Genomic DNA, 20,983 nt, shown 5'->3' on the forward strand with positions numbered 1-20,983 from the left:
TTTAGTCACCTCCTTTCTCATAGAGAATTTGAACTAAAAACTGAAATCCCTTTGACTTTATTTTTTTACCATTGGTTTTACCTTTTTGTCAACCCCTATATACTATTTATTATTTCACCACTACCCTGTGCCCTGTAAGGTTAATGATGAGTATAACAAGTGCTATTATTAAAAGTGCTAAAATTACAGCTAAACCTGCATCTCCTGCAATTTTTATTTCATCAATTTTTAGAGCAAGCTTATGCAGGGTTTGTTCATCAAGTGTTGAAAGCCTATCCATAATTTCTTTTTCAGAATAACCAAAATCTTTAAGTCTCTGGGAAACCATTTTCATCTCAAGAAATTTTTGAATTTTTTCCAGATCTTGAGTAGTAGAATTAAGAGTCATCTCTGAGGGAATAATTCCAGCACCCGATGATTGCACTGTTCCGATTACTAAAATCGCAACACTCAAGTAAATAACAAGAATTTTTTTCATCATAAGCACACCTCCGAAATGTTTGGAATTATTTAAAAACTTATAATCTCCTGAAAATCAAGAGATGATAAGTTTATTTAATTTTATTATCCTTCTTCAGTCATTTCATTTTTTAATGATGTCCTAAAGCTATTCTATAATTACTTCAAGCGGTGTTATATTCATAAGTCCATCTGCTACAGGACAACGGCTTTGTATTTCCTTAATAAATTCTTTCTTTTCAATATCTGTTAAAGCTGCATCTAATTTTACTTTGACAACAATTTTGTAAAATCCTGGTCTTGGTTGTTTAGATTTACCGAGTAATACATCATAATCAATTTCTCCTTCTACAGAAACATCAAAATTTTTTAATTCTATATTTTTTTGTTTAGCAATAATAACAGCCATTGAACAAATACAGCTACCAAGAGCAGCGAGCAAATGTTCAAGAGGAGTTATCCCTTTATTTTTTCCACCTGAATCTTCAGGTTGATCAACATAGATTATATGATTTCGGGCTTTTACCTCAATAAGAAAATTTTCAATCCATTTTGTGTCTACTTTAATTTTTTTTACCATAGCCATTTTATTCCCTCCTGTTTTTTATATTAAGTTTTTTAATTTTTTCAAGTGTATCCTGATAAATTTTAACTTTATCTGAATTGTCTTTTTCAATTTCTAATGCTTTTTTTACCATGTCTTCAGCTTCATCAAGATTTTTATTTTTTATGCAATAAATCCATGCCAGATTATTATAGGCATCAGCGAGTTTATCATTTTTTTTGATTGCTTTTTTATAGTAATCTTCTGCTTTGTCATATTCTCCCTGATTTAAATATAAATTTCCGAGAAAGAGTAATCCTCTCGCATCGGATTTTGAAGCTTCTTCATAATGTTTTTTAGCTTCTTCAATAAGTCCTTTTTTTTCATAGTTTAATCCGAGTTGAAGATGCTCTTGAGGAGTTAAAGGGTCGTGTAAAACAACAATTTGAGGCATACTGCAGCCTGTTATTATAATAAGGCAGATTGCTATTAGCAATTGTAACAGCATTGTGTAATTATATCATAAAATAGTTATAATTAATTCATGCCTTATTTTAATGTGTCCATTCCTCTTAAACTTAAGACACTTACTTATCAATATGATGAAGAACTAAATTTAAAAGGATTCGCTGTTCAGGTGCCGCTGAGAAACAGAGTTGTTGAAGGGATTGTTATAAATAAAACAGACAAACCTGATAAAACCGTTCAAATAAAAAAAATTCAAACAGTTATTGGTAAAGCCTATGAAGAGAAATTTATAGATTTTCTTCAATGGATGAGTTCTTACTATATTTCGGAGATGGGTTCTGTTCTCAGGGTTACTTTTTTTGAAGAAGTGATAGATTTGCTTAGCGAAAGAAAAAGCAAAAAAAGATTAAAGGAAAAGAATCCGCCTGCAGAACCTATTTCATTCAATGTAGAGAATTATTTCTTAAACAATGAAACTATTTCAAAGATTATTAACCTCACAAGGGTAGGAAGTTATAAAACATTTCTTATTCAATGTCCTGATTTTTTATATGAAATAAAACTAATGATTAAAGTTGTAAGAGAGCTTTTATCTGAAGATGGAACGATTCTTTTAATAATGCCTGAAATAAAAGAGGCTCAGAGACTGTTTAATCTTTTGAGGAGTTTTAATAATCAGATTGTTCTTCTTCATAGTGGGATGAAACATTCTGAACTTTTATTTTCAATAAAAGAAATAGTTGCAAATAAAGCAAAAATTATTGTAGGGACAAGGTTTGCTGTATTTGCACCTGTAAAAAAGCTTTCTTTGATTATGGTTGGACAGGAGTCAAGCTGGCTTTACAAAGCAGAAGAGTCTCCGAGATATCATGCAAGAGATTGCGCTGTCATGAGAGGTTTTATTGAAGGCTGTCCTGTTGTGCTTACAGATTTTATGCCCTCAACAGTATCTTATTATAATGCACTTAGGAGTAAATATGAATTAATAGACGATTTCAATCAATCAAAGCATCCTAACATAAAGATTTTAAGACAGCCTTATCAAAGCATTTTTCATCCAGAAGCGTTGCTTTATCTGAAGCTTTATCAAAAAGAAGGAATTCTTGTTACATCTCCAAGAAGCGGATATAGTCTTTTGAGATGTTCAGAATGTGGAGAAGTTATTAAGTGTGAAAAATGTGGATATAGTATGATTTTTCGTAAATCTACGAGATTACTTGAATGTTTTAGATGCGGAATTGTAATGAAAATTTCCGAACAATGTCCTTATTGTTCAGGAGTAGACATGCATTCAGTGGGAGTTGGAGTTGAACGCATTACAGAGGAACTTAAAAATATTTTTTCAGACAAACATGTTGAAATTAAAGAGATAGATTTAGAATCCGAGCAGTTTCAGGGAATTTGGGTTGGACAGACAGGTAAAATAAAAAAAGGATATATTGCTGATTTTAAAGGAGCTGTTATTGTAGATTTTGATTTTTTTCTTTCTATACCTGATTACAGAACTTTTGAAAAGGCTTTTGCAAAAGTTTTATCAATCTGTCAGTTAATTAAACAAGATGGAACTTTATTTATTCAGACAAGAAATCCTGGTGGAGAGATTTTTAAATTTATTCGCTCTTACAATTTTAAAGATTTTTACCTTTATGAGTTAAAACACAGAGAACAAACGGGTTTCCCTCCTTTTTCAAGGCTTATTAAATTGATGATAAAAACTAAAAAAACATTTCCATATGAAACCTTAGATAAAGTTAAAGAGTTTTTAAAAAATCATATTTCAGGAGAGATTATTGGACCTCTTAAAAATCAAGATAAAGAAGAATTTATGTTTATTTTCCGCTCAAAGGATAAAAAAAGACTCATAGATGAATTAACAGGTGCTATTGCAACATTGAGAACTTTTAAAGGCATTTCTTTTAAATTTGAAGTAGACCCTGTGAGTTTAAAAATCTAAGAATAGTCTGGTTCTGTCTTGTTTAAAAACTTTTTTTGCCATTTCAATATCATGGGCAATATTTTTTTTAAGTTCATCAGGTGAATTAAATTTTTTTTCATCTCTAAGTCTTGCAATAAAATGGACTCTGATAGTTTTACCAAGTAGATTTTCTTTAAAATCAAAAATGTGAACTTCGTAACTCATATTTACATTGTTAAAGGTGGGATTCTTGCCAATATTTGCAACTCCTTTAAAGGTTTTTGATAAATGGGGTATGGTTACCTTAACAGCATAAACTCCTTCCTTTGGAATAATTTCCTGAATAGGTGCTATATTTGCCGTAGGATATCCAAGAACTGTTGAGCCTCTTCCTAAACCTTTTATAACATCACCGTCTATGTGATAAGCTCTTCCCAGAAAAAGATTTGCCTCTTTTATATTCCCATCATTAAGAGCATTTCTTACAGCGGTACTGCTTAATATTTTCCCTTTGCTCTTGTATGCTTTAAGTACAGTAACTTTAAATCCGTAAAATAGACCAAGTTTCTTAAGTAAGTACCTATCTCCTTTTCTTCCTCTACCAAATCTGTAATCATAACCTACTACAACCCATTTTGCATTAAGTTTCTCAACGAGTATATCCTTTACAAAATCTTCTGCCTCTATTTGAGCAAATTCACGGGTAAAAGGTATTAAGATTGTTATATCCACTCCGCATTTTTCAATTAATTTAAGCTTATCGTCCGTTGTTGTAATTAGTCTTAATGGATGCTCTTTAAAAAGAACTTTTATTGGATGAGGGTGAAAGGTAATTACCACACTTTTTCCATTTATCTGAGAAGCTTTTCTTTTTAAATAATCAAAAATTTTCTGATGTCCTATATGCACACCGTCAAAATTTCCTATGGTTATTACTGTATTTTTAGCTTCCAGTTTTTCAATCCCTCTAATTACCTGCATATTTTCTCTCCATTGCTATTAGTTTTTGAAATATTGCTTCTACCTGCTGAGCAGTTTCTTCAAGTGTCCCTGAATTATTTATTATATAATCAGACTTTGATTTTTTCATCTCAATGGGAAATTGACATTTTAATCTTCTAAAAGCTTCTTCCTTAGAGATTCCTTTTTTTTCAAGTCGTTCTAAGGCAATTTCTTCTGAAGTGAAAACAGTAATTATAAGGTCAAACTTATTCTGATATCCTCTCTCAAAAATAATTGGTGCTTCTACTACCACAATTATGGGTTCTCCTCTCTGAGGTATGTTTTTTACTATCTCGTCAACCTTTTCAAAAACTCGTGGATGAAGAATATTTTCAAGATAAATTCTCATCAAAGGATTTTCAAAGACTATGCTTGAAATGTATTTTTTATTCAGTTTGCCATTTGTTATAACTTCATTACCAAATAATTTTTTTATCTCTTCTATTACCTCAGGCTCTTCTAAAAGAGTTTCCACGATTTTATCAGCACTTATTACATAAGCACCTAATTTTTTAAAAAGTTCTGCTACGGTGCTTTTACCCATCCCGAAATTTCCTGTAAGTCCTATCTTAATCATTCTTTAGCATCTCCTTTAATTCTTTCAATTTTTTCAATGCCTTCTGAGGATTTAAAGAGTCTATATCAATCTTTGAAAGCTCTGCTTTTATAGGGTCTCCCTGAAAGAACAGATCAAGCTGTCTTGCCCTTATGGGAAAAACTTGAAATTCCTTTTTCTCAAGTCTATGAAGAATCTCTCTTGCCCTATTTAATATCTCTAAAGGAAGCCCAGCAAGACGAGCAACCTGAATTCCATAGCTTTTATCTGCTCCACCTTCCTGTATTTTTCTCAAAAATATTATTTCATCCCCCCATTCTTTTACAACAACAGTGAAATTTTTTATGCAATCAAGGTTAAATGCAAGGTCAGTAAGCTCATGATAATGTGTAGCAAAAAGGGTTCTTGCTTTTATTTTTTCAGCAATGTATTCTACCACTGACCAAGCTATGCTTATTCCGTCAAAGGTACTTGTCCCTCTTCCTACTTCATCAAGAATTATAAAACTTTTAGGTGTGGCATTATTAAGAATATTTGCAGTCTCAATCATTTCCACCATAAATGTGCTCTGTCCTTTTGCAAGATAATCAGAAGCACCTATGCGAGTGAAGATTCTATCAACAATTCCTATCTTTGCATATTTTGCTGGAACAAAGGAACCAATCTGAGCCATCAAAACTATCAAAGCATTTTGTCTCATATATGTAGATTTTCCTGCCATATTTGGTCCTGTAAGAATTATTATCCTTTGGTCAGCTGGACCGATTAAAAGATCATTGGGAATAAATCTTCCTTCATAAAGCTTTCCAAGTTGAATGAGTCTTTCAATTACAGGGTGTCTGCCATCTTTTATCTCTATAATATCCTCTTCATTTATCTCAGGTCTCACGTAGTTATATTTTGAGGCAACCTTTGCAAGTGAAAGAAGAAAATCAATAAACCCTATTGTTTCTCCATTATTAAGTATCTTATCAGTAAAAGGTAAAATTGAATTTACCAATTCTATAAAGAGTTCCTGCTCAAGTATTTTAAGCTTTTCCTCAGCGCTCATTATTTTTAACTCAAGCTCTTTGAGTTCTTCTGTAATAAATCTCTCTGCATTTGCGAGAGTTTGTTTCCTTATATAATGAGATGGAACAAGGTGAAGATTTGGCTTTGTTACTTCTATATAGTATCCAAAGACTCTGTTATATCCAATTTTAAGTGAATTTATTCCTGTTTTTTTTCTTTCCTCAGCTTCCATATTGAGTATATATTTTTTACTTTCAGTTCTTAATGCTCTAAGTTCGTCTATGGTTGAATTATATCCATCTCTGAAAATGCCACCTTCTGTTATTACAGGAGGAGGATTTTCTGTCAAAGCATTCTCTATCTTTGTCACAAGCTCATTTAGTTCGTATAGAGAATTATAAAGGCTATTTAGTATTTCTGTTTTATTTCTCAAAACTTCTCTTAATTCTGGAATTCTTTTTAAAGCATTCTTGAGGGAGTTAAGTTCCTTTGGATTTATACTTTTGCCTTTAATCTTGAGAGCAATTCTTTCAATATCTGGGAAATCCTTCAGAATTTTTTCTAATTTCTCTCTCAATAGATAATCTCCACAAAAAGCCTCAATACCATCAAATCTTTTTTCTATTTCTGATATATTTAGAAGTGGACAGGATAATGTATTTTTAAGGAAGCGAGCTCCCATAGGTGTAAGCGTTTCATCTAATACCCATATTAGAGAACCTTCCCGACTACCATCAAGGGATACAAAAATCTCAAGATTTTTTTTGGTAGAAGCATCAAGAAGCATAAACTCAGAAAGATTTAATATCTTTATACCTTTAAACTCCGTTTGCTGTTTATTTTCTTCAAGATATTTTAAGAGTGCACCTCCTGCTGAAATAGCATTAGAGAATTCCTCTGCTCCATAGCTTTTAAGAGAGGCTACTTTGAAATGCTCCAAGAGAGTTTTATACGCAAGGAGATAATCAAATTTCCAGTCTTCAATGAAAGTCTTGTTATAAGAGGATATTTCAAATTTTAGGCTATCCTCAAAACTTGCAGGAATAAGAATCTCTTTTGGTTCAAACCTTTCAATTTCATCAGTAATATTTTTATCTGTCTCATAAAGGAAAAACTGTCCTGTGGTAATATCTGCTAAGGCTATCCCGATTTTCCCTTTAGATGGATATATGGACATAATATATATGTTCTCTCTAACGCCTTCTGGTAGATAAGTTCCAGGAGTCAAAACCTTTATAACTTCTCTTTCTACAATTCCTTTTGAGGTTTTAGGGTCTCCTATTTGTTCACATATTGCCACCTTATAGCCTTCACGGAGAAGTTTTTCAATATATGAATCTGCTGAAAAATATGGTATACCACACATAGGAATAGCCTTTTCCTTTGATTTATCTCTTGATGTTAAAGTTATTCCCAGTATCTTGGAAGCAATAACAGCATCTTCTCCAAACATCTCATAAAAATCACCGAGTCTAAAAAAAACTATAGCATCCTTATATTGCTCTTTAACTCTTAGATACTGACGCATAAGAGGAGTAAGTTCTTCTTGTGAGACTTCCATAGAGTTCATTTTTTTATTATACAGTATTGACAACTCCGCCTAAAATGTTCTATTTTTAACTGCGATGGTTTTTTTGAGGTCCTTTAGTGTTTTGGTAATTTCTGACGAAGCAGAAAAGCTTTATGAAATTTTTGATTCCATAGGTATTACTTTAAGAAAAACGAATAAGACAAAATCCCCTGCCTCTACAAACTTTTCTACCTATGACATTGCCTTTATAGATATTGATTCTGAAGGATGGGAAAAAAGAGTTATTGATCTAAAACAATATATGCCTGTAATCACCATCGGTAAATCTGATATAAAAAAGGCCATAAAATCAATGAAATTAGGAGCAACAGATTTTCTTCAAAAGCCTTTAAGGAACGAATCTGTAAAGGAAATTTTTGAAAATTTTAAGGATAAACCAAAGGTAGAAATAAATGGTCTTATTGGAATAAGTAGAATCATGGAAGATGTTTACTGCGGTATAAGAAAGGCAGCACTTACAGATAGTAATGTTCTTATTACAGGTGAGTCAGGCACAGGTAAAGAACTTGTAGCAAGAGCAATTCACAATTTAAGTGAGAGAAAAGAAAATCCATTTATTGTTATAAACTGCACAGCTATACCCGATACTTTGCTTGAGTCAGAACTTTTTGGTTTTGAGAAAGGAGCATTTACAGGTGCAAATTACACTAAAAAAGGACTTATTGAATGGGCTGACAGAGGAACATTATTTTTTGATGAAATTGGTGATGTGTCACCTCTTTTTCAGACTAAAATTTTGAGGGTTATTCAGGAAGGTGAATTCATAAGAATAGGCGGAAATCACCCAGTAAAAGTTGATGTAAGATTTATAGCTGCTACGAATAAAGACTTGTCTAAAGCCTGCAAAGAAGGTGTTTTCAGAGAAGACCTTTTTTATAGATTAAATGTAATTCACATAGAGATTCCTCCATTAAGAAGTAGAAAGGAGGATATTCCTTCCCTTACACAGTTTTTTATAAAAAAGCATTCAGCTAAAAGAAAAGATATAAATATTAAAGGAATCACGGAAGAAGCCCTTGATGCTTTAATGTCCTACTCTTTCCCTGGCAATGTTCGCGAACTTGAAAACATTATTGAAAGAGCTATAGCATTCACAAACTCTGTTGAGATTACGATTAAAGACTTGCCTGCCTATTTATTAAAAACTCAACATTCTAAAAAAACACCCCACGGCAATCTCAGAGAAGCAGTGGATAATTTTGAAAAAGAATTAATATGGTCAGCCTTACAGAAAAGTAGAGGTAATATCTCAAAAGCAGCAGAATTATTGGGAATTCACAGACAACAACTTCAGAGGAAACTGAAACAATTTAAAATTGCTACATAATTTTAGCTGAAACAACTTGTTGCATTTTATATAACCTATTTACAAGCAATTTTTTTCCATAGAAACAAAAATGCAATAATATGTTGCATGAACTATTATTTCCTTCATAGTAAAGCCTCATTTTTAGTTAATTTGTTATCTGGCATGTCTATTGCATAATCAATTAATAATGAAAAAGGTTTGGAAAAAAATGAAAGATCTGCTTGTATCAATAACTTTTTCAAAACCAAAGGAGTTTGACAGACTCCGAAAAAAGCCTGAAAAAAACAAAAAGAAGGGAGGTGAAAAAAAGACAAGGGTAAGATGTTTTGTCTAACAGAAGAAAAGTGGGGCTATTTTAATTTATTCAGAGAAAAAGAAAAAAATTAAAAAGGAGGAGGCTGTGGAATGAGTAAATTAAGGAAACTATATGAACTTATGATGGCTGGTGCAATATACCAAGCCAAGTGGGAAAAGCAGATGTCAGATAACATCCTGAAGAACAAGAAAAGGTTGTTGATTTTGATAGCTCTTTTATCACCCATTGTTCTTGTATCTTTTTTAGGTGCTGCTGATTTTCTGGGGGGTAAATCAGCCTACGCACCATCGCACTACACAACAACAGTTTTCATTGCATCAATAGCAGTAGGACTTGCAGCAGGGCTAATTACAGGATGTATAGGTGCAGGCGGTGGATTTATCATAGCACCAGCACTTATGGCAGCAGGAGTTAAGGGAATTTTAGCAGTAGGAACAGACCAGTTTCACATATTTGCAAAGGCAATCATGGGAACAGTTATTCATAAAAAGCTCGGAAATGTTTGTGTGGGATTAGCTGTTGCCTTTGTCATAGGTTCTGTTTTAGGTGCAACAACAGGCGGTTATATTCAAAGGACAATTTATAATTGGGATCCTGTGGCAAGTGAAGCCTTCATCAGCATTGTTTATGCTATCATACTTGGATTTCTGGGATTTTATGGGTTAAGAGACTATATAAAGTTGAGCAAGGCTCGCAAAAAAGGTGTGCAGGCAGGTGGAGATGCTCATGGAGATGCACATGGTGGACCTATGACAACAACAAAGCTCGCACTTAATATTCAGAAGATTAATATCCCTCCAATGATAAATTTTGATGAAGACTTTGGAGGGAGAAGAATATCATGGCTCTTTGTTGCTATGTGTGGTTTTCTGGTTGGTCTTCTTGCAGCAGTTATGGGAGTTGGTGGCGGATTTGTAACATTCCCACTTTTTGTCTATGTACTTGGAGTATCAACACCAACAACAGTTGGAACTGATATTCTTCAGATAATCTTTACTGCAGGTTATTCCTCAATTTCTCAGTATGCCATTTATGGTTATGTTTTCTATACCCTTGCAATGGGATTGCTTCTTGGTTCTCTTATAGGAATTCAGATTGGAGCACTTACAACAAAGGTTGTTCCTGGAATGGTTATCAGAGGATTCTGGGTGCTTACAATTTTAGCAGGTTTTGCAAACAGAGCAAGTGTTGTTCCTGATAAATTAAGAAGCCTTGAACTGTGGTCAATATCAAAAGAAGCCTGTGACATTATCACTCTTATTGGAAATGTTGTATTCTGGGCAGCGGTTGGAGGTTTTGGAATTTGGGTTTTAGGTAGTTTCTTTAAGAACTTAAAGGCTTTTAGAGAGGAGGGATAAGATGGCTGCTGATAAAAAACATCTAACATGGGGATTGATTTTATTAATAAGCTTTATCGGTGTATTGATATTAATATTTGCTCCTATATATGGACAGGGACAGAATGGTTTGGAATACAGTGATGACCTTTTTAATAAGTTGGCAAAAGGTTCTGCCTATCAAATTCCTAAACTAAAGAAGGATGCAGAAAAATATAAAGGTAAAGTTTTGGATGTGGTAGTAGATGTAAAAAGGGCAGGTGACAAACCTGGTGATGCAGAAAAAAGAGCTGAAAGAATGGCTAAAGTATTTACCATTAATGGTGCAAAAGCAGAGGTTAATGGTTCAAAAGTACACATAACAGGTGATTTTGGTGCTATTATATCTGCTGCACTTGAAGATTCAGATCAGATGTATAATAACAATGGAGATTACATAAAGAAAAAATATGATGTCACAGATGATGAAAAGATGAAGCAGATGTTCAGGCAGTGGCATAATGCTTTAAATCTTGTCAATAAAAAGCTTACCCTTGATAAAAAAGCTGAGGATGCCAATTTTGTAAAGAAAGTTATGACAGCAGCAATTGAACCTGCATACAATTTCTATGGAATTCAAGCAGTCAAGATAACAGAAAAAGCAGGTGTTGCAACAGGTCTTCTATTATTCTATGTTTTATATACAATCTGGTATGGATTTGGAGTGCTTTATTTATTTGAGGGATTAGGACTTTCTACAAAGAAAGCAAAGGTAAAGAAGGAGGTATAAAAATGGCTATTGGTGCATGTCCTTTAACAAAATTAGATAAAATACTGATTTCAACAGATGGTTCCGAGGCTGCTAAATTCGCGGCTCAGGCAGCAGTTGACCTTGCAAAACCCTGTGGAAGTACTGTATATGCTATATGTGTTGCAGAAGTGCCAATTTTTGCAGCAGAGTTTGTAGAAACGCTTCCACAGGTAATAGATGTAATGGAAAAAAGAGCAAAGCAAGCTCTTGATGATGTGAAAGCAATCGCAGATAAAGCAGGTGTAAAATGTGAAACCATAAGTTACACAGGACCAGAACCATACAAATACATCATTGATGAGGCAATAAAAAACAGTGTTGACCTCATTATACTTGGTAAAAAAGGTGTCATGCTTGGTGCAGTAGGTAAAAAAGTAATTGGAAATGCTCCGTGTAAGGTTTTAGTTGTTCCAGTAGGAGCAACTCTCAACTTTGATAAAATTCTCATTGCCACTGATGGCTCTGTTTACAGCAATATTGCAGCATCAGAAGCAATAGGCACAGCAAAGAGATTTAACAGTGAGCTTATTGCTGTCTCAGTTGCAAAAAGAGATAGTGAAGTTGCCTATGCTGAGGAAGCAGTAAAAGCTGTAAAAGAGTCTGGAGAACGTGAAGGTGTAAAGGTTCAAACAGTTGTTGCAAAGGGAGAACCCTTTGAACAGATAGCAGATGTGGCAAACAAAAACGCTGTTGGATTGATTGTAATGGGTACATATGGTAAAACAGGAATAGAAAAATTCTTCATGGGAAGCGTAACTGAAAGAGTTATCGGCACAGTTGCCCGTCCTGTAATGGTTGTAAAAAAGAAGTAAAATAAAAAATGGATTCTGAGGGGGGCTTATAGTCCCCCTCAGAATAACAAATAAAGGGTATTACACTTCCATTAAAATAGATTCCAGTTTTCAATCTTAATGAATTAAAAGCGGAAGAGAAGTTTCTTTTGTATCATTTTGATAAATCAAATTTTTAAATCTAAATAGGGAGGAGGGCTAATTGTGGAGAATATTTTAAGAAGAATCGTGCGGTTAATACCTGATGGAGTTTTTGCAATTGATATGACAGGTAAAGTGATTGTATGGAATAAAGTTTTAGAAGAAATGACAGGTATTTTTGAAGAAGAAATTATTGGTAAGGGAGATTTTGAATATTCATTACCTTTTTATGGCTACCGAAGACCAATGCCTGTTGATTATGTTTTGAATCCTGATATGATATATCCAGAATTTTTAAGTAAAAAAGCAGACACATATGAAATAGAGACATTTCTTCCAGCACTTTACGGTGGTAAAGGTGCATGGGTAAAAATCTCAGCTTCTCCTGTGGTTGATGAAGCCTGCGATCTGATCGGAGCTGTTCAGATTGTGAGAGATATTACTGCCAGAAAAACTGCTGAGATTGAACTTATGAAGCTTTACAATGTAATTTCTCATTCACCGGTTGGAGTTGCTATTTTAGAATTTTCTGGAAAGATTATTTACTGCAATGATTCATTCTTAAAATACTCAGGTCATAAAAAATTAAAAGGGGAGAACATATTTGAAGTATTTCCTCAGGTATCTCTTTATGAAATTCATAACAGTTATCTTAAAGAACTGAAATATAATAACAAAGTTTTTCGTTTAAGAGGAATAAGATTGGAAGAGGGAGAAGTTTTAGGATATGCTCTTTTTCTTACAGATGTAACAGAGATAAGAAAATATGAAGAACAGATTATAATTTCACGCAAAATGGAATCTATAAGAAGACTGACATCAACCTATGCTCATGAGATAAAAAACATGCTTACAGGTGTTAAAGGCTTTGCTCAGGTTGCTTTGCAAACAGAAGACATGGAATTAGCAAAAAAATATCTTGTAAAAATGCTTTCTATCATTGATTCTGTATTGATTAATATAAGAGAAATTCTTGGATTTGGAAGAGATATTAGTAGAAATCCTGAAATTATAGATTTGAAAGAAGTTTTAGGAAACATTGCCACTTTTCTTAAAGGTTCATTGAAAGAAAATATTGATTTAACCCTCATAATGCCAGAGATTTCTTTAAAAGTTTTTGCTGATAGAACTGACATAGAAAAAGTAGTTACAAATCTTGTTTTAAATGCACAGGATGCATTACCAGAAGGAGGACAGATAAAAATAGAGGCATCAGTTAAACAATTATCTGATAAATTCAGAACAATAATTTCAGAAACAAAAAAAGAATTTGCAAAAGAATATATATGTTTATCTGTGACAGACACAGGAGTTGGAATGGACAAAGAAACAAAGGAAAAGATATTTGAACCCTTTTTTACTACAAAAGGAGAAAAAGGTTCAGGGCTTGGATTGCCAACGGTATATCAAATTGTTCAGCTTCTGAATGGTTTTATTTTTGTAGAAAGTGAACTAAGTAAGGGAACGAGATTTGATATATTCATTCCGTTAAAAGATTCCTAAAATTTATTAGCCTGTTTCAAAGGCTTGTAAGCTCTGATATGTTCCATTTACCTCCCTTGGTCATTCAGAGCCGAGCGAAGCCCTGAACTGTAGCGAAGGGTTTGTGGGGAATCTAAGATTTAAGGGGGAGACCCTTCGCTTACGCTCAGGGTGACAGTAAAAAAATGTTATCAGGGTAACAAAAAAAAATGTTATCAAGGTGGATAGTAAAAATGTCATTCCAATGAGCATTCCCTTTATTGTCATTCTGACGGGCATTCTATTTACTGTCATTCCGAACGGAGCGAAGCGGAGTAAGGAACTCATCTTTTTCTCCAGAGGAAGCACCCATTGAAGGTGCTCAGAATGACGGGGAGTGATTATCATTCTGAGGAGCGTTAGTAACGAGGAGTCTCCTCTGTTTTTTAAGGAAAAGATCTCTCGGGAAAAGCCCTATGAATGACCCTTTCGGATTAGATTCCTTAGTTTCATTTAGACCTCTTGGTATGCTTTACTTGTCCATGCCCTTCGGCAAGGAGTTTACTTTGAATTCAAATGCTCAGAAATTCCTCATATCCATTGAGAATATGTAAAATGAAATAGAGCTTAATTTGACTTCTAACAATAGTAAAACTTTATAATTTAAATGAATTTAGCCTTTTTACTAAACAAATTAGGATTAATAAACTATGCAATTTTCATTAATCATTGGAGTAGGTGGCAGTAAAAGCGGAACAGGGAAAACTACTTTTATAGAGAGTTTTATAAGATTTATCAAAAATCTAAATGAAAGAGTTTCTGTTATCGCTGTAAAATATTCCAAAACTTCCTTTTATTCCTCAATTATTACAGAACCATCAATAATAGGAAAAGAAGGTAAAGACACTGAGAGGATGAAGAAAGCAGGTGCAGATCATGTTTACTTTATAAGAGCAAAAGAAGAGGATTTACCAGAGATTGCTGATAAATTAAAGGAGGAGATTTTTCGCTTCTCTCATAATGGCACAAAGCTTAATTTTATAATTATTGAAGGTAATTCTATGGTAAGAGTGATGCAGCCTGATGTTATAATATTTTTTAAAAGTAAAATTGAAGAGATAGTAAAACCTTCAGGAAAGGCTATTTTTGAAATAGCTGACATTGTTATAGAAGGAGACTACTCTATGGAGGAAGTTATGACAGAGATTGAAAAGATTCAGCAAAAAAAACTCATTGAAAAGCTTCTCAGAGAAAAAAGCAATGATGGAAAGATTACTTGTTCAGAAGCAAGAAAAATAGCAGAAGAACTTAATGTTCCATATATTGAAGTGGGAAAAATGGCGAATGAACTGAAAATAAAAATTCGTAAATGTGAGCTTGGCTGTTTCTGATGGGAACAATTTTTTTTGAGCTTGCTCTTACTCTTTATTTTGCAGGATTTCTCCTTAGTATTGCCGGAATTGTAAGAAAAAAGGATGATTTAGACAAGGCAGTATTTTTTTTAAGTCTGATAGGTTTTTGCCTTCATACCTTTTATCTATTTATAAGATATATAAAATCAGGACAGGCACCTGTTTTTTCAATGCATGAGGCAAACTCCTATTTTGCATGGTGTATTTTGCTGATTTCTTTGATGCTCAGAGTTTCTTATAAAACAAAGGTTGTAAATTTTGGCGTGATTTTGGGGTTTTCCTTTATGTTTGTAAGTGCCTTTTTCCCAAGAGGTATTCCTTATTTAAAGCCTGAACTTAAAAGCCTATGGATTGATATTCATGCACTTATGGCTGTTTTTGGTATAGCTCTATTTAGCCTCGCTTTTGTTTTTAGTGTTCTTTATCTTGTTCAGGAGAAGGCTATAAAAGCTAAAAAATTTGGTGGATTGGGAAATATTCTTCCAAGTCTTGAGATTTTGGACAAGATAAATTTTCGCCTTATTTTTTGGGGTTTTCCAATTTATACCACAGCTCTTATTGTAGGACTTGTTAAATATCTGAGCCTGCTCGGATTTCTTTTTGATCCAAAGGAGATATGGAGTTTTCTTACATGGATTGTTTATTTGTCTATTTTTTATTTGCGAGTCAAAGAAGACTGGAGAAAGAAAAAAGCTGCCTATCTTACCATATTTGCCTTTCTTCTTGTAATATTTGGCTTTTTTGGTATAAATCTATTAACAGAGAGCTTTCATAAACCGCTATGAGCTTAATAGTTATTGGACTAAACCATAAGACTGCACCTGTTGAGATAAGAGAAAAGATTGCCTTCAACTCAAAGGAGGCAATTAAAGAGGCTTTAAAAGAACTGATTCAGAGGGAAGGCATTGGTGAAGTTGTAATTATTTCAACCTGTAACAGAGTTGAAATATATGTCTATACTGCTAATGTCTCTGATTTGAAGAGAGAAAATCAAGTAGAAGAAACTATCAAAGCCTTTCTGTCCAATTTTCACAACATTGAAATAGGAGAATTTGAAAATTATCTATATGTCTATAAAGATACAGAAGCTGTTGAGCATCTTTTTAAGGTTGCCTCAAGCCTTGACTCCATGATTGTGGGTGAACCTCAGATTACAGGACAGGTTAAGGAATCCTACGAAATTGCCCTTTCTGAAAGGACTACCTCTCTTATCCTTAATTACCTTATGAACAGAGCACTTTTTACAGCAAAGAGAGTTAGAAATGAAACCCGCATTGGTGAAAATCCTGTATCTGTAAGTTATGCAGCAGTGGGACTTATTAAAAAAGTATTTGATGAACTTTCCAAAAAGTCCATTCTTCTTGTTGGTGCAGGAGAGATGGCTGAGCTTGCTTTAAGGCATCTTATTGGAAGCGGGATAAAGAATGTTTATCTTACAAACAGAACCTTTCAAAGAGCAGAGGAAATTGCAAAAGAATTTAATGGAGTAGCAGTGCCTTTTGGAAACCTTAAGGAACAACTTGTAAAAACCGATATTGTTATATGCTCAACAGGTGCTCCCCATTATGTTATAACGGAGCAGATGCTTAAGGAAGTAATGCCTTTGAGAAAACATAAGCCCATATTTTTTATTGATATATCAGTGCCAAGAAATGTTGATCCAGCCTGTAATGAACTTGACAATGTCTATCTTTACAATATTGATGACCTTCAGGATGTGGTTGACTCAAACATTCTTGAAAGAAAAAAAGAAGCAGAGAAAGCTTTGAGTATTGTTCAGGAAGAAACAGAAAAGTTTTTTCAGTGGCTTAACTCCCTTGAGAGCGTTCCTGTTATTGTCTCAATCAGAAATAAGGCAGAACAGGTAAGACAGGAGGAGATTGAAAAGTTTAAAGCAAAATACAAAGATCTGCCTCCAGAACTAATTAATTCCATTGATTATCTTACACAGAGCATTATAAACAAGATAATGCATTCACCTACTGTTGCTCTTAAAAATAACTGTGAAAACAAGGAGATACTCATTTTTTCAGCAAGGAGGTTATTCGGACTTGACAGTGAAGAGGAATAAAATAGTTATTGGCAGTCGTGGAAGCAAGCTTGCAATGTGGCAGGCAAATTGGGTTAAGGACAAACTTCAAACACTTTATCCTGAATTAAAAGTTGAAATTGAAAAGATAAAAACAACAGGTGATAAAATTCTTGATGCACCTTTGGCAAAGATTGGTGGCAAGGGTTTATTTGTAAAAGAGATAGAAGAGGCTTTACTTTCAAAAAGAGTTGACCTTGCTGTACACAGCATGAAAGATGTTCCAACAGAAATTCCGGAAGGGCTGCAAATCTCAGCTATTTGTGAAAGAGAAGACCCAAGAGATGCTTTTATAAGCAAGGATGGAGTTTTACTCAATGAACTACCTCAAGAAGCTGTATTAGGGACAAGCAGCCTTAGAAGAACTGTTCAGTTAAAAGCTTTAAGAAATGACTTAGTAATAAAGCCTTTAAGGGGAAATGTGGATACAAGAATAAGAAAGCTTAAAGATGGTGAGTTTCAGGCAATTGTTCTTGCCATGGCTGGAGTTAAAAGAATGGGAGTTGAAAACTTAGTTACGCAAGCCTTTTCAGAAGATTTAATGATTCCTGCAATTGGGCAAGGAGCAATAGGGATTGAAACAAGAGTGGATGATGATTTTGTAAATGAACTGATAAAGCCTCTTAATCATGAAGAAACAGCTATTTGCATTCTTGCAGAAAGAGCTTTTCTCTCAGTGATGGGAGGAGGCTGTCAGGTTCCTCTTGCCTGCCATGCAAGGATTGTAAATAACAGTCTTAAAATAGTGGGTATGATAGGTGACCCTGAGGGCAAAATGCCAGTTATAAAAGGCTTCCGTGAAGGAAGTTTATCTCAAGCGCAAAGTCTTGGTGTAGAGCTTGCAAATGAATTACTTCACAGAGGTGGCAAAGAAATACTTGAAAAGGTCTATAAATAAAAGGAGATAAAAGTGAATAAAGGTAAAGTTTATCTTGTTGGTGCAGGTCCGGGAGATGCGGGCTTGATTACTCTTAAAGGAATAAGAGCAATTCAGCTTGCTGACTGCATTGTCTATGATTTTCACATAAATCCTCGTCTTTTGACTTATGCAAAGGATAATGCAGAATTCATTTATGCTGGTAAAAGAGGCGGACATCATGAGATGACACAGGATGAGATAAATGCAGTTTTAGTGCAAAAAGCAAAGGAAGGTAAAACAGTATGCAGACTTAAAGGTGGTGACCCCTTTGTTTTTGGTAGAGGTGGTGAGGAGGTTGAGATTCTTTATGAAGAGGGCATTGAGTTTGAGATAATTCCGGGAGTAAGCTCTGTAATAGCTGTTCCTGCTTATGCAGGAATTCCTGTAACACATAGAAAAGTAGCGTCTGCTTTTACTGTAATTACAGGAAATGAAGACCTTTCAAAACAGGAGAAAATCTTTACTCACATCAGGGCATCAAATGCATCTGAGACAATGATTTTCCTTATGTGTGTGCGGAATCTTGAAATAATAACAAACAAGCTTATTCAGGAAGGGCTTAAACCAGAAACTCCTTCGGCAATCATCCGCTGGGGAACAAGACCTGAACAAAAGATAGTAACAGGAACGATTTCAGAGATTGCTCATCTTGCAAAGGAAAATAAAATTTTACCTCCTGCAATCCTTGTAATTGGTGATGTGGTGAAATTGAGGGATAAGTTATGCTGGTATGAAAAAAAGCCTTTACATGGTCATAGAGTCCTTATTACAAGACAGTTAACCGAGGATTATCTCCTTCTTGAAGACATGGGTGCAGAGCTATTTGTATTTCCCACAATAGCTTTTGCGCCACCAGAGGATTTTAAAGAATTAGACAGAGCCATAGAAAAGATAAAGGAGTATAAATTTATTGTCTTTCCATCACCAAGAGCGGTTAATTTCTTTTTTGAAAGATTTCTGAGTCTTGGCAGGGATATGAGAGATTTAAAGGGAGTTTTGCTCTGTGCAATAGGCAGAGAAACTGCTAAAAGTTTGAGAAACTTTGGTATAAATGCAGACATAATTCCAGATGAATATAGTTCAGAGGCTTTAATAACAATGTTCAAAGAAAAAATTTTAAACTTTCAACCTTCAGCCTTTAGCCTTAAAATTCTTTATCCTCGTTCAGATCTTGCTTTAAAAGGCTTTGTTGAAGAAATGGAAAAAATTGGAATTCAAGTGGATGCTCCTGTTACATACAGAACAATAAAGCCTACTGAGCATGGTAAAAGACTTGCAAGATTTCTTAGAGAAGGCAAAATAACTATTGCAACATTTACATCTCCTTCAAGTTTCAATAATTTGATTGATATCCTCAAAGATGATGCATTGAATATGCTTAAAGAAGTGGCAATTGCTGTAATAGGCAAGACAACTGCAAAGGCAGTCGAAGAGGCAGGTTACAGGGTAAGCATAATACCTGAAAAATCAACTATAAAGCACATGGTGGAGGCAATTATAAAATGGGTTCAGCAGAAATAGTTATTGTTGGCGGCGGGATTTCCGGTCTTTCTCTTGCCTATTTTTTAATACAGAAAAATTCTCAGCTTAATATAAAGATAGTTGAAGCAGAAAAAAGAGCAGGCGGTAAAATTATTACAGAAAATATATCAGGATTCCTCTGTGAAGGTGGTGTAAATGGTTTTTTAAGTAATAAACCATCAACAATATCACTTGCAAAGGAATTAAATATAGAGCCTTTAAGAGGTAGCGAGAGCTCAAAAATAAGATATATTCTCATTGATGGAAAACTTATAAGAGTTCCAGAGAATCCCATTAAATTTTTTCTTACTCCTCTGCTTTCTTTTTCAGGCAAAATAAGAATGCTTAGAGAATATTTTACTCCACCATTAAAAGAAGAAATTGATGAGACTGTGGAAAGTTTTGTATCACGAAGAGTAGGTAAAGAGTTTTATGAAAAACTTATTGATGCCATGTCAACAGGAATTTATGCAGGAGACCCTTCAAAGATGAGCATGAAAAGCTGTTTTCCAAAAGTATATTGGCTTGAAAAGAGACATGGAGGACTCCTTAAAGGATTGATTGCTTTAAAAAAAGAAAAGAAAGATACAAAAGCTCAGCCATCTGGTGTGCTCATGTCTTTTAAAGGAGGAATGTCAGAGCTTATACAAAGCCTTGAAAGACATCTTTCATCAAGAATTTTAAAAGGTAAAAAGGTTTTAAGCATAGACAGAAAAAACACTTACTACACAGTGCATCTTGACGATGGTAATTTTATTGAGGCTGAGAAAGTTATTCTTGCCTGTCCTGCCCATGAATCTGCAGAAATACTTAAAGAATTAAGCAGTGAGCTTTCAGATATTTTAAAGACAATTCCCTATCCACCTCTGAGTGTTGTAGCCTTTGGATTTAAAAAGGAGCAGATTGGTTTTGGAACATCCCTTTATGGTTTTTTAATCCCTTACAGAGAGCAAAGAAAGATTCTTGGAACACTTTTTGACTCAAGCATATTTCCCAATAGAGCACCTGAAAGCTATGTTTTACTTAGAAGTATGATTGGAGGAAGAAGAGCCCCTGAGCTTGCAATGTTGCCTGATGAAAAACTTATTGATACAGCTTTATCAGAGTTGAAGCCTCTTTTAAATATCAAAGGAGACCCAGAGTTTATAAAAATATTCCGATGGGAAAAAGCAATACCTCAGTATGAGTTAGGGCATGAGGACAAACTTAATCGGATTGAGCAGATTCTTTCAGAGTTTTCTGGGCTTTATCTTACAGGTAATGCCTACAGAGGTGTGAGTGTAAATGACTGCATTGAAAACTCATTGAAGCTGGCTGAAGGGATTATGGTTTAAATTTTTTTAAATTGGCA

Annotated in this window: 19 protein-coding genes; 13 read left to right on the forward strand and 6 right to left on the reverse strand. The window is 34.1% G+C overall.

Going from position 1 to position 20,983, the window contains the following annotated elements:
• Positions 1-109: 109 nt before the first annotated feature.
• The 3 genes from THEYE_RS03480 to THEYE_RS03490 all read right to left on the reverse strand — a co-directional run bounded on the left by THEYE_RS03480 (position 110) and on the right by THEYE_RS03490 (position 1,457).
• Complete coding sequence (locus tag THEYE_RS03480; protein ID WP_012545038.1) at positions 110-481, reverse strand: PA2779 family protein; 372 nt, start codon at positions 479-481, stop codon at positions 110-112.
• A 126-nt stretch (positions 482-607) separates the two neighbouring features.
• Positions 608-1,045 (reverse strand): OsmC family protein, encoded by a 438-nt coding sequence (locus THEYE_RS03485; protein ID WP_012546638.1) that lies wholly within the window; start codon positions 1,043-1,045, stop codon positions 608-610.
• Position 1,046: 1 nt separating this feature from the next.
• Positions 1,047-1,457: a tetratricopeptide repeat protein gene (locus THEYE_RS03490; protein ID WP_012545532.1), complete on the reverse strand. Its 411-nt coding sequence runs from the start codon at positions 1,455-1,457 to the stop codon at positions 1,047-1,049.
• A 90-nt stretch (positions 1,458-1,547) separates the two neighbouring features.
• Here THEYE_RS03490 and THEYE_RS03495 point away from each other — a divergent pair, with 90 nt between their 5' ends.
• On the forward strand, positions 1,548-3,425 hold the full coding sequence (locus tag THEYE_RS03495) for a primosomal protein N' family DNA-binding protein (RefSeq protein WP_012545897.1): 1,878 nt from the start codon (positions 1,548-1,550) through the stop codon (positions 3,423-3,425).
• Here THEYE_RS03495 and THEYE_RS03500 read toward each other — a convergent pair.
• The 3 genes from THEYE_RS03500 to mutS are packed head-to-tail and all read right to left on the reverse strand — an operon-like array spanning position 3,414 to position 7,516.
• Entirely contained in the window at positions 3,414-4,367 is a 954-nt protein-coding gene (locus THEYE_RS03500; RefSeq protein WP_012546739.1) for a bifunctional riboflavin kinase/FAD synthetase, read from the reverse strand. The two genes, THEYE_RS03495 and THEYE_RS03500, sit on opposite strands and share 12 nt — an antisense overlap.
• Entirely contained in the window at positions 4,354-4,965 is a 612-nt protein-coding gene (gene coaE / locus THEYE_RS03505) for a dephospho-CoA kinase (protein ID WP_012546225.1), read from the reverse strand. The genes THEYE_RS03500 and coaE overlap by 14 nt, the downstream gene beginning before the upstream one ends.
• Positions 4,958-7,516: a DNA mismatch repair protein MutS gene (gene mutS, locus THEYE_RS03510; RefSeq protein WP_012545203.1), complete on the reverse strand. Its 2,559-nt coding sequence runs from the start codon at positions 7,514-7,516 to the stop codon at positions 4,958-4,960. The genes coaE and mutS overlap by 8 nt, the downstream gene beginning before the upstream one ends.
• Before the next feature lie 91 nt (positions 7,517-7,607).
• Between mutS and THEYE_RS03515 the strand changes: the two genes are divergently transcribed.
• From THEYE_RS03515 to hemG, 12 genes are all read left to right on the forward strand, one after another.
• Entirely contained in the window at positions 7,608-8,873 is a 1,266-nt protein-coding gene (locus THEYE_RS03515; protein WP_012546349.1) for a sigma-54-dependent transcriptional regulator, read from the forward strand.
• A 190-nt stretch (positions 8,874-9,063) separates the two neighbouring features.
• On the forward strand, positions 9,064-9,189 hold the full coding sequence (locus tag THEYE_RS10550; RefSeq protein WP_255446980.1) for a hypothetical protein: 126 nt from the start codon (positions 9,064-9,066) through the stop codon (positions 9,187-9,189).
• Between the two features lie 71 nt (positions 9,190-9,260).
• On the forward strand, positions 9,261-10,529 hold the full coding sequence (locus tag THEYE_RS03520; RefSeq protein WP_012546139.1) for a sulfite exporter TauE/SafE family protein: 1,269 nt from the start codon (positions 9,261-9,263) through the stop codon (positions 10,527-10,529).
• A 1-nt stretch (position 10,530) separates the two neighbouring features.
• On the forward strand, positions 10,531-11,277 hold the full coding sequence (locus THEYE_RS03525) for a hypothetical protein (RefSeq protein ID WP_012545191.1): 747 nt from the start codon (positions 10,531-10,533) through the stop codon (positions 11,275-11,277).
• A gap of 2 nt (positions 11,278-11,279) precedes the next feature.
• Positions 11,280-12,110, forward strand: a complete 831-nt coding sequence (locus THEYE_RS03530; protein ID WP_012545567.1) for a universal stress protein — start codon at positions 11,280-11,282, stop codon at positions 12,108-12,110.
• Positions 12,111-12,293: 183 nt separating this feature from the next.
• Positions 12,294-13,733, forward strand: coding sequence for a PAS domain-containing sensor histidine kinase (locus THEYE_RS03535; protein ID WP_012546509.1), 1,440 nt, complete (start codon positions 12,294-12,296; stop codon positions 13,731-13,733).
• Between the two features lie 668 nt (positions 13,734-14,401).
• On the forward strand, positions 14,402-15,082 hold the full coding sequence (locus tag THEYE_RS03540) for a molybdopterin-guanine dinucleotide biosynthesis protein B (protein WP_012545701.1): 681 nt from the start codon (positions 14,402-14,404) through the stop codon (positions 15,080-15,082).
• On the forward strand, positions 15,082-15,888 hold the full coding sequence (locus THEYE_RS03545; RefSeq protein WP_012545612.1) for a cytochrome C assembly family protein: 807 nt from the start codon (positions 15,082-15,084) through the stop codon (positions 15,886-15,888). Before THEYE_RS03540 ends, THEYE_RS03545 begins: the two co-directional genes overlap by 1 nt.
• Positions 15,885-17,174: a glutamyl-tRNA reductase gene (hemA, locus tag THEYE_RS03550; protein WP_012546522.1), complete on the forward strand. Its 1,290-nt coding sequence runs from the start codon at positions 15,885-15,887 to the stop codon at positions 17,172-17,174. Before THEYE_RS03545 ends, hemA begins: the two co-directional genes overlap by 4 nt.
• Positions 17,155-18,090: a hydroxymethylbilane synthase gene (gene hemC, locus THEYE_RS03555; protein WP_012545283.1), complete on the forward strand. Its 936-nt coding sequence runs from the start codon at positions 17,155-17,157 to the stop codon at positions 18,088-18,090. Before hemA ends, hemC begins: the two co-directional genes overlap by 20 nt.
• A gap of 12 nt (positions 18,091-18,102) precedes the next feature.
• A complete protein-coding gene (gene cobA, locus THEYE_RS03560) occupies positions 18,103-19,632 on the forward strand; it encodes a uroporphyrinogen-III C-methyltransferase (RefSeq protein ID WP_012546266.1) in 1,530 nt (509 codons plus the stop codon).
• Entirely contained in the window at positions 19,614-20,966 is a 1,353-nt protein-coding gene (hemG, locus tag THEYE_RS03565; RefSeq protein WP_012545161.1) for a protoporphyrinogen oxidase, read from the forward strand. The genes cobA and hemG overlap by 19 nt, the downstream gene beginning before the upstream one ends.
• The last annotated feature ends 17 nt before the right edge of the window (positions 20,967-20,983 follow it).

Origin of the sequence: Thermodesulfovibrio yellowstonii DSM 11347 (genome assembly GCF_000020985.1) — a bacterium.
Lineage (GTDB): Bacteria > Nitrospirota > Thermodesulfovibrionia > Thermodesulfovibrionales > Thermodesulfovibrionaceae > Thermodesulfovibrio > Thermodesulfovibrio yellowstonii.